Annotated in this window: 7 protein-coding genes and 2 pseudogenes; 5 read left to right on the top strand and 4 right to left on the bottom strand. The window is 74.4% G+C overall.

All coding sequences use genetic code 11. The features are described 5' to 3' along the window. Positions 1–67 precede the first annotated feature (67 nt). A pseudogene (locus tag ACFYMM_RS31770) lies at positions 68–886 on the top strand (acetylhydrolase); the annotation flags it as partial. A gap of 154 nt (positions 887–1,040) precedes the next feature. On the opposite strand, the gene ACFYMM_RS31765 reads toward ACFYMM_RS31770, so the two are convergent. After that, the gene (locus ACFYMM_RS31765) at positions 1,041–1,901 is read right to left on the bottom strand and encodes a universal stress protein (protein WP_388392751.1); all 861 of its coding nucleotides are present in this window, start codon (positions 1,899–1,901) and stop codon (positions 1,041–1,043) included. Positions 1,902–2,099: 198 nt separating this feature from the next. On the opposite strand from ACFYMM_RS31765, the gene ACFYMM_RS31760 reads away from it, so the two are divergent. The 4 genes from ACFYMM_RS31760 to ACFYMM_RS31745 are packed head-to-tail and all read left to right on the top strand — an operon-like array spanning position 2,100 to position 8,617. Next, entirely contained in the window at positions 2,100–3,776 is a 1,677-nt protein-coding gene (locus ACFYMM_RS31760; RefSeq protein WP_388392749.1) for an FAD-dependent oxidoreductase, read from the top strand. Continuing rightward, entirely contained in the window at positions 3,773–5,245 is a 1,473-nt protein-coding gene (locus ACFYMM_RS31755; RefSeq protein ID WP_388392747.1) for an ATP-binding protein, read from the top strand. Before ACFYMM_RS31760 ends, ACFYMM_RS31755 begins: the two co-directional genes overlap by 4 nt. After that, entirely contained in the window at positions 5,242–5,592 is a 351-nt protein-coding gene (locus tag ACFYMM_RS31750) for a UBP-type zinc finger domain-containing protein (protein ID WP_388392744.1), read from the top strand. The genes ACFYMM_RS31755 and ACFYMM_RS31750 overlap by 4 nt, the downstream gene beginning before the upstream one ends. 52 nt (positions 5,593–5,644) lie before the next feature. Next, positions 5,645–8,617: an AAA family ATPase gene (locus tag ACFYMM_RS31745; protein ID WP_388392741.1), complete on the top strand. Its 2,973-nt coding sequence runs from the start codon at positions 5,645–5,647 to the stop codon at positions 8,615–8,617. 25 nt (positions 8,618–8,642) lie between these two features. On the opposite strand, the pseudogene ACFYMM_RS31740 reads toward ACFYMM_RS31745, so the two are convergent. From ACFYMM_RS31740 to ACFYMM_RS31730, 3 genes and pseudogenes are all read right to left on the bottom strand, one after another. Continuing rightward, a pseudogene (locus ACFYMM_RS31740) lies at positions 8,643–8,992 on the bottom strand (SGNH/GDSL hydrolase family protein); the annotation flags it as partial. Next, the gene (locus ACFYMM_RS31735; protein WP_388392738.1) at positions 8,962–10,785 is read right to left on the bottom strand and encodes an alpha-galactosidase D; all 1,824 of its coding nucleotides are present in this window, start codon (positions 10,783–10,785) and stop codon (positions 8,962–8,964) included. The gene ACFYMM_RS31735 and the pseudogene ACFYMM_RS31740, both read right to left, overlap by 31 nt. A 37-nt stretch (positions 10,786–10,822) precedes the next feature. Further along, on the bottom strand, positions 10,823–12,016 hold the full coding sequence (locus ACFYMM_RS31730; protein WP_388392736.1) for an ROK family protein: 1,194 nt from the start codon (positions 12,014–12,016) through the stop codon (positions 10,823–10,825). Between the last annotated feature and the right edge of the window lie 133 nt (positions 12,017–12,149).

Raw genomic sequence — 12,149 nt, 5'->3', positions numbered from 1 at the left:
GCACCCGGTGGGCACGACGGCGCTACGTGCGGATCCGGGCGCCGGCCCCGGGCGACACCGCGAGCTGATGGCCGGTGTCTGGTATCCCGCGCGGGACGTGGAGCGGTACCCCCGGGCGCCCCGGATGGAGGCCGCCCCCGTGCGGGCGCTGCTGACGTCCGCCGGTTTCGCCGCCGACGCCGTGCTCGCCCCGTTCACGGCCGGCCATGAGGGCGCACCGGTGCGGCGCGGCGGCCGCCTGCCCGTCGTCGTGTTCTCGCACGGCGCCCACGACCATCGCGCCGACACCACCGTCGTCGTCCAGGAACTCGCCGGCCACCGCCATGTCGTTCTCACGGCGGACCACACGGACGACGCGTTCGGCGAGTTCCCCGACGGCCGGGTGATCGTCCCGCTGCGCGATCCGCAGCACGCGCTCGGGCCCGCGGACTTCGCCAGGGACATCCGGTTCGTGCTCGACCGCGTCGAGGACCTGGACGCCGGACGCAACCCCGACGCCGGACACCGGCCGTTGCCGGCCTGCCTGTCCGGTGCTCTCGACCTGCACCGCGTCGGCATGTTCGGCCGGTCGAAGGGCGGGACGGCGACCGCGCTGGTCATGCTCGAGGACGAGCGCGTACGGGCCGGGCTCAGCTTCGACGGCCCGATGGAACCGACGATCACCGCCGATCCGGACCGGCCGTTCATGATGATGACCGCCGTGTTCACCCGGGCCGCCGAGCCGAGCGTCGCCCAGTTCTGGTCGCACCTTCGCGGATGGCGGCTCAACATCCAGGCCGACGGAGCGGTCCACTCCTCCTACTGCGACACCCAGGTACTGATGCCGCAGCTGGCGAAGGCGGTCGGCATGAGCGACGACGAGCTCCGGGGCTGGATCGGCACCCTCGATCCGGCGCGGGCGCCGCGGATCCAGCGGGCCTACCCGCGCGCCTTCTTCGACCGGCATCTGCGGCACCGGCGGGGGACCCTGCTCGACGGGCCGTGCGCGGCCTTCCCCGAGGTGAGGTTCCTTCCCTGCCCCTGGCCGGGCATCGGCCGGGTCACCCGTGCGGGACCACGGCCACCGGGCAGTCGGCGTGGTGCAGCACCCCGTGCGCGACCGAGCCGATGCGGGCTCCGACGGCCGTGCGGCGGGCGCGGCGCCCGACGACCATCAGCTGGGCGCGGCCGGCCGCCGAGAGCAGCACCTGGCCGGCGCTGCCCAGCTCGAGCTGTTCGGCGACCGGCACCTCGGGGAACCGCTCCCGCCACGGCTTCAGCGCCTCGGCGAGGGCCCTGCGCTCGTACGGCTCCAGGCCGCCGGTGTCGTCGAGGAGCCGGAGCGAGGCGGGGCTGTAGGCGAAGACGGGCGGCAGGTTCCAGGCCCGCACGGCTCGGACCGCCGCGCCCCGCGCCGCGGCCGCCTCGAACGCGAAACCGAGCGCGGCCTCGCTGTCCTCGGGCCCGCCGTGCTGGCCGACCACGACGTCCCGGCCGGCCGCCTCGGCCGCCGGGCGGTCCCCGGCACGCACCAGCACCACGGGCCGTACGGCCTCGGCGATCACCTGCCGGCCGACGGAGCCCAGCAGGAACCCGACCACCGCCCCGTGCCCGCGCGAGCCCAGCACCAGCGTCTCGGCCGTCGCCGCCGCCTCCACCAGCGACTCGACGACGTCACCCTCCAGGACGTCGGTGGCCACCGTCAGCTCCGGATGCGCCCCGGTGACGGTGCGCACGGCCTCGGCCACCCCGTCCGCCACCCACCCGCGCTGGGTGTCCCGGTCGGCGAGCGCCTCGTGCGCCCGCCAGGCGTGCACCACCCGCAGGGGCAGCCCCCGCCGTACGGCCTCCCGGGCCGCCCAGGCGAGAGCGGCGAGGCTCTCCTCGGTCCCGTCGACACCTGCCGTGATCGGGCGGGTCATGCACGTCCTCCTCGTAGTCCCGGACCGTGGCGGCGACCCCGGCCGAAGGCCGTGCCGCACGTCCGAGGACCAGTCTTCCCCAGCCGGCCCCGCGCACCGCGCACCCGACTCCCGGCGCACCGTTCGGCGGTCCCGGGGCGAAGCCGGGCGATCGAACATACGATGGGCGGGAGTCCGATCACACGGGGTGGGAGACGTATGGCACAGGCCGCCGACGCAGCGCGGACCGTCATCTTGACCGTGGACGACGACCCGGGAGTCTCCCGCGCCGTCGCCCGGGACCTGCGGCGCCGCTACGGCGAGTCGTACCGGATCGTGCGCGCGGAGTCCGGGGAGTCGGCGCTCGACGCGCTGCGCGAGCTGAAGCTGCGCGGTGACCTGGTGGCCGTGATCCTGGCGGACTACCGGATGCCGCAGATGAACGGCATCGAGTTCCTGGAACAGGCCCTGGACGTCTACCCGGGCGCCCGGCGGGTGCTGCTGACCGCGTACGCGGACACCAACGCGGCGATCGACGCGATCAACGTCGTCGACCTGGACCACTATCTGCTCAAGCCGTGGGACCCGCCGGAGGAGAAGCTCTACCCGGTGCTGGACGACCTGCTGCAGGCCTGGCGCGGCAGCGACTACCGGCCGGTGCCGAGCACGAAGGTCGTCGGACACCGCTTCTCGGCGCGTTCCTCGGACGTGCGGGAGTTCCTGGCCCGCAACCAGGTGCCCTACCGCTGGTACTCGGCCGAGGAACCCGAGGGGCGCCGGCTGCTGGCCGCCGCCGGGCAGGACGGCGAGCGGCTGCCGGTGGTGATCACCGCGGACGGTACGCCCCTGGTGGAGCCCGAGGCGCCCGAACTGGCCGCGCGGGTGGGCCTGGCCACGACGCCGACGGCCGACTTCTACGACCTCGTCGTCATCGGCGGCGGTCCGGCCGGACTGGGCGCGGCCGTGTACGGGGCCTCGGAGGGGCTCAGGACCGTCCTGGTGGAGCGGTCGGCGACCGGCGGGCAGGCCGGGCAGAGTTCCCGCATCGAGAACTACCTCGGATTCCCCGACGGCGTCTCCGGCGCCCAGCTCACCGACCGGGCACGGCGGCAGGCGGCCAAGTTCGGCGCCGAGATCCTCTCCGCGCGCGAGGTGACGGCGCTGGAGGTCAACGGGGCGGCCCGGGTCGTCCGGTTCGCCGACGGGTCGGCGGTGGCGGCGCACAGCGTGATCCTGGCGACGGGCGTGCAGTACCGGCAGCTGGCCGCCCAGGGCTGCGACGACCTCACGGGCTGCGGGGTGTTCTACGGGTCGGCGCTGACCGAGGCCGCCTCCTGCCAGGGGCACGACGTGTACATCGTGGGCGGCGCCAACTCGGCGGGTCAGGCGGCGATGTACCTGGCCCGGGGCGCCAAGTCGGTGACGCTGCTGGTGCGCGGCCCGGACCTGTCGGCGTCCATGTCGCACTACCTGATCCAGCAGATCGAGGAGGCGCCGAACATCTCGGTGCGGTGTCACACCGAGGTCGAGGCCGCGCACGGTGAGGGCAGGCTGGAGCGGCTGACGCTGCGTCACACACTGAGCGGGGAGACGGAACAGGTCGACGCGCAGTGGATGTTCGTGTTCATCGGCGCGGCCCCGCTCACCGACTGGCTGGGCGGGACGGTGCTGCGCGACGAGCGCGGTTTCATCCTCGCCGGGCCGGACCTGGGCGTCGACGGGCGCCCGCCGGCCGAGTGGGAGCTGGACCGGCCGCCGTACCACCTGGAGACCAGTGTTCCGGGGGTGTTCGTGGCGGGCGACGCGCGCGCCGAGTCCGCCAAGCGGGTCGCGTCCGCCGTCGGAGAGGGAGCCATGGCCGTGATGCTCGTCCACCGGTACCTGGAGCAGTCATGAGCGGGCAGTTGATGCCGTGCAGCCCGGGGGAGATCCGCTCGCTGTTCCTCTTCGAGAAGCTGACGCCCGAGCAACTGGGGCGGCTGTGCGGCGAGGGGCGGGTGGAGCTGTTCCGGCCCGGCCCGGTGTATGCCGAGGGCGACCCCGCCACCTGCTTCTACGTGATGATCGAGGGCACGGTGGTGCTCTCCCGCCGGGTCGGCGGGGACGACGTGGAGGTCAACCGGACCTCGCAGCGCGGGGTGTACGCGGGCGCCATGCGGGCGCACCTCGGGGACCGGGTGCGCCAGGTGTACACCAACTCGATGCGGGTGACGGAGCCGACGCGGTTCTTCGTGCTGCCGGCCGACACCTTCGCGGCCGTGATGCGCGAGTGGTTCCCGATGGCCTCGCACCTGCTGGAGGGCCTGTTCTTCGGTACGAAGAACACCCAGGCCGCGATCGGGCAGCGGGAGCGGCTGCTGGCGCTGGGCTCGCTCTCGGCCGGGCTCACACACGAGCTGAACAACCCCGCGGCGGCGGCCGTGCGGGCCACCTCGGCGCTGCGGGAGCGGGTGGCGAAGATGCGCCACAAGCTCGCCGTGATCGCCGAAGGCCCCTTCTCCCGGGAGGCGTTGGCGGAGCTGATCGAGATCCAGGAGCGCACCGCCGAACGGGTCGCCAAGGCTCCGGTGCTCAGCCCGCTGGAGGCCTCCGACCGGGAGGACACGCTCGCCGACTGGCTCGGCGAGCACGGCATCGACCACGGCTGGCAGCTCGCGCCCACCTTCGTGCAGGCCGGTCTCGACATCGACTGGCTGGAGCAGGTCGCGGCGGCCGTCGGCGAGGAGATCCTGCCCGGCGCGGTCGGCTGGCTCAACTACACGATCGAGACCGAGCTGTTGATGAACGAGATCGACGACTCCACGGCTCGCATCTCCCATCTGGTCGACGCGGCCAAGCAGTACTCGCAGCTGGACCGGGCCCCCTACCGGGTGGTCGACGTGCACGAACTCCTCGACAGCACCCTGCTGATGCTGTCGGCCAAGATCGGCCCGCGCATCCGGGTCGTCAAGGAGTACGACCGTACGCTCCCGCCGGTCCCCGCCTATCCGGCGGAGCTGAACCAGGTGTGGACGAACCTCGTCGACAACGCGGTCTCCGCGGTCGCCGGCGCGGGCGGGGAGGGCACGCTGACCGTGCGGACCGCGCTCGACCACGAGCGGGTGCTGGTGGAGTTCCGGGACACCGGTCCCGGCATCGCCCCGGAGATCAAGGACCGGATCTTCGATCCCTTCTTCACCACCAAGCCGGTGGGCGAGGGCACCGGACTCGGCCTGGACATCTCCTGGCGGATCGTCGTCAACAAGCACCACGGCAGCCTCCGCGTCGAGTCGGTGCCCGGCGACACCCGCTTCCAGGTGCTGCTGCCCCTGACCGCCGAGAGCCCTGACGAGACGCCCGCCGAGGGCCCCGAGGAGACAGCATGAGCAGCGACGCCCCCATCGACCCGAGCGTCCCGCCGAGCGGCACCGGCTGCGTGGAGTGCGAGGCGGCCGGCGGGTGGTGGTTCCACCTGCGCCGCTGTGCGCGGTGCGGGCACATCGGCTGCTGCGACGACTCACCGTCCCGGCACGCCACCGCACACTACCGGGAGACCGGGCACCCGGTGATCCGCAGCTTCGAGCCCGGCGAGGAGTGGTTCTGGGACTTCGGCAAGGACGAGCTGTACGAGTCCGGGCCCGAACTCGCCGGGCCGGCCAGCCGTCCGGCGGACCAGCCGGCACCGGGGCCGGCCGGACGGGTGCCGGCGAACTGGGCGGAGACCCTGCGCTGAGCCCTCCTGGGTCGGCGGTCCCGTTGTCGGTGCCCCGTGTGAGGATGGGGCCGTGTCGCAGACCCCTTTCAGCACGCCACGACTGATCGGCCGGGACGAGGAACTCGCCCGGCTCACCGGCGTGCTGGAGCGCGCCCGGAGCGGTGCGGCGCGGGCCGTGCTGATCGCCGGGGACGCGGGGGTCGGCAAGACCCGGCTGCTGGACGAGGCCGCCGGACGGGCGGCACGGGCCGGGACGACCGTGGTCACCGGGCACTGTGTCGACCTCGGTGACGTCGGTCTGCCGTATCTGCCGTTCACCGAGATCCTGGGCGTGCTCGCCGGCGACGAGCGGTTCGCCCCGGTGCTGGCCGCGCACCCGGTGGTGGAGCGGCTGCTGGGCGCGGGGACGGACGCCACACGGGATCCGGACGGGCGGCTGCGGCTGTTCGAGGGCGTCGCGGGACTGCTGGCCGGCCTCGCCCGCTCGGCGCCGCTGCTGCTGGTGCTGGAGGACCTGCACTGGGCCGACCAGTCCTCCCGGGACCTGCTGCGGTTCCTGCTCAGCCGCGGCATCCCGCACCGGCCGGCCGGCGACGGCACCGGCGGGCGGCTCGCGGTGTTCGCCTCCTACCGGGCCGACGACCTGCACCGCCGCCACCCCCTGCGCCCGCTGCTCGCCGAGCTGGTCCGGCTGCCCGCCGTGGAGCGCCTGGATCTGCGGCCGCTGCCCGACACCGAGGTCACCGTGCTGGTACGGGCCCTGACGGACCGCCAGTTGCCGGACGCCGCCGTGCGCGGCATCGTCGCCCGGGCCGAGGGCAACGCCTTCTACGCGGAGGAGCTGGTCGCGGCCACCGGCACGGACAGCGGCGGGGTGCCCAGCGGGCTGGCCGATCTGCTCCTCATCCGGGTCGAGCAGCTGTCCGACACGGCCCAGCAGGTGCTGCGCACCGCCGCGGTGGCCGGGCGCCGGGTCGGGCACGGCCTGCTGCGGGACGCGGTCGCGCTGCCCGAGGAGGAGCTGGAGTCGGCGCTGCGCGAGGCCGTCGGACGGCAGCTGCTGGTCCCCGGGGACGAGGACACGTACACGTTCCGGCACGCCCTGACCCGCGAGGCGGTGTACGCGGACCTGCTGCCGGGCGAGCGGTCGCGGCTGCACGGCGCGTTCGCCCGGCTGCTGACCGCACGCGACGGCGGTGCCCGCGGCGCGGCCGAACGCGCCCACCACTACCGGGAGAGCCATGACCTGCCCGAGGCGCTGGCCGCCTCGCTGGAGGCCGCCGGCCACGCCCAGCGGATCGGCGCGCCCGCCGAGGAGCTGCGCCATCTGGAGACCGTCCTGGACCTGTGGGCCTCGGTGGCCCCGGACCTGCGGCCCTCGGGCGAGGGGCTGGACCGGGTCACGCTCACCCTGCGCGCCTCGGCCGCGGCGGCCCATGCCGGTGACGCGCACCGGGCGGTGTCCCTCTCGCGGGCCGCGCTCGCGGGAGTCGGTCAGGACGCCGACTCCGAGCTGGCCGCCCGGGTGCGCTACACCCTCGCGGGCAACCTGCTGGGCGTGGACAGTCTGACGGCCGCGTTCGGCTACAGCAGCGAGGCGCTGGCGATGATCCCGGCGGAGCCGCCGTCGCGCACCTGGCTGTGGGCGGCGGCCACGCATGTCATGGCGGCGCGTCACGTCGGGGAGGACGAGACCGCGCTGCGGGTGGCCCGGCAGGCCCTGCGGGTCGCCGAGGAGCTGGGCGCCGCCGACGCGCAGGCCGATCTCCTGATCTCGCTGGCGGGGCTGGAGGGCGGCGGCCGGCGCGCGCCGGAGGGCCGGGAGCGGCTGCGGCGGGCCCGGGAGCTGGCCCGCTCTGCCGGGCACGCGCCGGTGGAACTGCGGGCGCTGTTCAACCTCGCCGTCGGCTGTTTCGAGTCCGGCGACCCGCGGGAGTGTCTGCACTGGCTGACCGAGGGTCTGGACCGGGCCCGAAGGGCGGGGCTGCTGTCCTCGACGTATCCGCTGGAGATGCGCTACCTCCAGCTGCTGGTGCTCTACACCCTGGGCCGCTGGGACGAGTGCGCGCGCGAGGCCGCCGCCGGCGCGACGGTGCTGTCGGCGGCGCCCGGATTCGCCGCGGGGCCCGCGCTGTACGTGGCACTGGCACGTGGTGAGCCGGGGGTGGCGGAGCGGGCCGGGGCGCTGCTGGAGGGGCCGTTCGACTGGATGGGAACGCTCGTCGCCGGGATCGTCCTGACGGACGCCGCCGCCCTGCGCGGCGACCCGGAGGCAGCCGTGAAGCGGATGCGGTCCACGGTGACGGCGCTGAGCGACGACTCGGGGCGGCGGCCCGACGCGACGGTCCGCCTCGCCGCGCTCGCTCTCGCGGCGGTCGCCGACCGGGCCGAGGAGCTGCGGCGCACCGGCGAGGAGGGGGAGCTGCGCCGCTGGACGCGGACCGCCGCCGAACTCCTGGACGCGGCGCGCTCGATGGCGGAGCGGGGCGAGGAGGGCCGGCCGCAGGGGCCGGAGGGGCAGGCCTGGCGGGCCCGCGCCGAGGCGGAGTGGACGCGGGCGGTGTCGGGGCCGGACCCGGAGGCCTGGGAACGGGCCGTCGCCGCGTTCGCCGACGGCGACGGGTACGAGCGGGCGCGCTGCCAACTGCGGTGCGCCGAGGCTCTGTTGGCGGCCGGACGGCGCTCGGAGGCGGCGGTGCGGGCGAGTGCGGCGCGGGAGACGGCGGCCGCTCTGGGCACGACACCGCTGCTGGAGCGGATCGACGCGCTGATCCGCCGAGGACGGCTCTCGGACGCCGGCGCCCGGGCCGGGGAGGACGGGGCCCCGCCGCTGACCGCCCGCGAGCAGGAGGTGCTGCGCCTGCTCGCGCTCGGGCGCAGCAACCGCCAGATCGGCGAGGAGCTGTACATCACCGGCAAGACGGCCAGCGTCCATGTCTCCAACATCCTCGCCAAACTGGGCGCGGCCGGCCGCACGGAGGCGGTGGCGATCGCCTACCGGCAGGGTCTGATCACGCCGGAGCCGACGGGGTCCGCGGGCTGAGGGCGGTCCCGGCCGGGGGGCGGGTTCAGCGGGCGCGGTCCGGGCGGCCGGGGTCGACGGCGTCGGCCGTGGCCCGCATGCCCTTGCCGTCGGGATGGAGGTGGTCGCCACCGTCGAAGAAGGGCGGGATCCGCTCGGGGTCGTGGGGGCTGCGCAGGATCCGGTCGAAGTCGGTGACCGCGTCGAAGTCCCCACACCGCCGCGGATGTACTCATTGGCCTTCCGGCGTACGGCCTCGGCGGCCGGATCCCATTCCGGCCGGCCCTTGAACGGGTCGACGGTCGCCGCGACGACGCACTTGCCGGCCGCGTGCGCCCGGGCGGCGATCTCCCGGTATCCGGCGATCAGGTCCTCGGCGGTGACCCCGGTGTGGGCCGCGGGGACTCGGGGACGTCGATGCGGTCGATGTCGGGGGCGTAGCCGGAGCCGCTGTCGAAGGTGATCGTGTCGGTTCCCGCCTTCAGGGCGACGGGCACGCTGACCGTCTCCACGGTTCCCCAGTCGCCGGTGGAGGGGAACTGGTGGCGGACCGCTTGGCCGGTACCCGCGGAGATGTCCACCGCTCGGGCGTCGCCGCTGACGTAGGCGACCTCGACCAGGTAGGTGCCGGGCCGGTCGACGACCACGTCGTTGAAGCGGAGTCTGCCGCCCAGGTACAGGTTGCCGACCTTCTTCTGCCCGGAGCAGGCGGAGCAGTCGGCCACGGAGGCGTTGCCGCCGAGCGTGTTGCCGCTCGACTCGGCCTCGTAGGCGGTCGCGGCCGGGGCGGTGCCGTGCGGGGTGACGGTGAACAGGCGGGAGCCGTGTGCCGGCAGTGCCTCGGTGATCCGGTTCCGGTAGGTGCCGAGGTTCTCCTGGTTCCACAGGTCGCGCACGGCCGCCTTGCCGGTGAAGCCGAGGGCGGAGAAGTCGGCGGTGACGGGGGCGGGGGCGTCGGCGAGGTTGAACAGGGCGACGGTGAGGCTGCCGTCGGCGTTGCGCGCGGCCCACACCTGCTGGGCGTCGGAGGGGGTGACCGGACGGGCGGGCGGGGCGGGGGCCTGGTCCACGGCGATGACCTCGCGGTTGGTCAGGAGCCGGACGCCGTAGTCGTCGAGGCGGGTGAGGTCGTCGCCGGTGTAGAGGGGCGACTTGGAGATCGCCCACAGGGTGGCGTAGGTCTGCCGTTCGGCCTTGGTGAGGCCGTCCATGGCGCCGTTGCCGACGTCGAGGGAGTCGAGGTCGTTCCAGCCGCCGGGGCCGCCGTGGCGGCTCCAGCCGGGGGCGTCGCCGAAGCGGTCGTCGACGGAGTTCTCCCAGCTGACGAGGGTGTTGCAGTAGCACTCGACGTCGGTGTCGATGCGCCAGCCGTTGGCGTACTTCTTCCAGTCGGCGGCGTGTGCGATGTCCAGGGACCAGGACAGTTCCAGGTGGATGGGCCGGCCGGTGGCGGCGATGGCCTTGTTCCAGGCGGCGACGTCGGCAACGTTGTCGTACTGGTCGCCGCTCTTGCCGGAGCCGGGGCCGACGCCGTCCAGCTTGAGGAAGTCGTAGCCCCAGCCGGCGATCGACTCGGCCTGGGAGTCTATGTACTTCTGGGCGCAGGGGCGGGAGAGGTCGAGTTTGTAGGAGCTGTCCCAGCCGTTGGTGGTGCGCAGGTCGCTGTAGACGATGTCGGCGGTGGTGCAGCCGTCGCCGCCGCTGATCGGGGTTCTGCCGTCGCCGTAGGCCTCCTTCTCCAGGCCGGCGGGCAGGTAGATGCCGGCCTTGAGGCCCTTGGCGTGGATGCGGTCGGCGACCGCCTTCATTCCGCTGGGGAAGCGGACCGGGTCGGCCTTCTGTCGGCCGTACCGGTCGTATTCGGGCTTCCAGGCGTTGTCGCGCCACCAGCCTGCGTCGATGTTGACGTACTGGTAGCCGTACTTCTTCAGCTTGGCGGCCAGGGCGTCGGTCTGCCGGTCGACGTTCGCCTCGGTGAGGTAGCTGTAGTCGCCGTCCGGGTTGAGGCCCGGGTACTTGGAGGACTGCATGCTCCAGCTCGACCAGCCCATGTAGGGCGTGGCGGCGACCGGCGCGGGTGCCCCGGCGTGCGCGGCCGGGGCCGTGGTGAGGAGTCCCGCGGCGAAGACCGGCACGAGGGCGGCTCTGAGCGCGCGGGCGGGCAGGACGGCGTACGAGGGTGACCACATGGGCCGTACCTCCTGGGGGTTCGGGGTGGGGGGCGGCTCAGCCCTTACCCGTGGGGGCTGAGGTGATGAAGGACTGGATCGCGGCCGCGGCGGCCCCGCGGGCCCACTCCTCGAAGGGGAGCGGACGGGTCTGTACGTCGCACTGGGCGGCCGAGCCGAAGGCGGCCGCGGTGAACGAGTCACGGATGTGCTCCGCGAACAGGTCGTAGGCGGCCAGACCCTCGCCGGAGATGATCACGCGCTGGGGGCCGAGCAGGTTGGCCACGGTGGCGATGCCCCGGCCGATGGCCTCGCCCGCGCGGGCGTAGACCTCCCGCACTCCGGGCAGGCCCTGGCGGGCGAGGACCAGGGCCTCGGCCGTGTCGGTGACCTGACGGCCCGCCACCTCGCTCACGCGGGCGAGGATGGCGGCGTCCCCGGCGATCGCCTCGACGCAGCCTCGGTTTCCGCAGTGGCACGGCGGGCCCGCCGGGTCGGCGGTCACATGGCCCATCTCGCCCGCCACGCCGTGCGCGCCCGCCACCACCCGGCCGTGGACGACGAGCCCGCAGCCGATGCCCGCGCCCACGGTCACCACGGCGAAGTCGGTCAGGCCCGCTCCGGCGCCGAACCACTGCTCGGCGACGGTCAGCGCGCGCACGTCGTGGTCGACGGTGACCGGCAGCCCGGTGGTGGCCGCGGCGAGTTCGGCCAGCGGCACGTCCCGCCACTCCAGGAAGGGCGAGTAGCGCACCACGCCCTCGGCACGGTCGACGTCTCCGGAGACGGCGATGCCGAGGCCGAGCACCGGGGCGCCGAGGCCGGCGGCGTGGGCGTGGAGTTCCTGGACGAGGTCCGCGAGGGAGGTGAGCACGCTCCGGGGGGTGCGGTCCGGCAGGGGGGTGCGGCGGGCGAGGAGGACGCGGCAGCACAGGTCCGTGAGGACGGCGATCAGCTCGTCGCCGGTGGCCTTGACGCCGATGAACAGGGCCCGGGTGCCGTCCACCCGGACCAGGGTGGCGGGCCGGCCGAGGGCGGGGCGGCCCTCCTCCTGCGGGAGACCGGCGTCCTCCACCAGGTAGCCGGCCTCGAGCAGCGGCCGCACGGCCTTGGTCACGGCGGCCGGTGACAGGCCTGCCCGGCGGCCGGCCTCCAGCCGGGTGAGGGGGCCGTGGGAGAGGACCGTGGTGAAGACCTGGGAGGCGGCGGGCGTGTGCGCCGGGAAGGTCTCGGCGCGCGGGGCGAAGCGCATGGCCGGGAACCTAGGGCCTTTATTTTCCGCTGTCAATAAAAGAAACAGGGGTTGTTGCGGGGGCAGTTGACGACCCGTGGACGGACGGGGCCGGACATGCGGATGCCCCGCGCGGGGGCGGGGCATCCGGTAC

The organism is Streptomyces sp. NPDC006739 (assembly GCF_042869815.1).
In the GTDB taxonomy this organism is placed as follows: Bacteria; Actinomycetota; Actinomycetes; order Streptomycetales; family Streptomycetaceae; genus Streptomyces.
The sequence above is the reverse complement of the archived record's forward strand: the minus strand, read 5'-3'. Positions and strand labels throughout refer to the sequence as shown.

Bases quoted from the DNA above. Each gene is read 5' to 3' on its own strand.
- ACFYMM_RS31765 (WP_388392751.1), bottom strand. From the start codon at position 1,901: ATGACCCGCCCGATCACGGCAGGTGTCGACGGGACCGAGGAGAGCCTC.
- ACFYMM_RS31760 (WP_388392749.1), top strand. From the start codon at position 2,100: ATGGCACAGGCCGCCGACGCAGCGCGGACCGTCATCTTGACCGTGGAC.
- ACFYMM_RS31755 (WP_388392747.1), top strand. From the start codon at position 3,773: ATGAGCGGGCAGTTGATGCCGTGCAGCCCGGGGGAGATCCGCTCGCTG.
- ACFYMM_RS31750 (WP_388392744.1), top strand. From the start codon at position 5,242: ATGAGCAGCGACGCCCCCATCGACCCGAGCGTCCCGCCGAGCGGCACC.
- ACFYMM_RS31735 (WP_388392738.1), bottom strand. From the start codon at position 10,785: ATGTGGTCACCCTCGTACGCCGTCCTGCCCGCCCGCGCGCTCAGAGCC.
- ACFYMM_RS31730 (WP_388392736.1), bottom strand. From the start codon at position 12,016: ATGCGCTTCGCCCCGCGCGCCGAGACCTTCCCGGCGCACACGCCCGCC.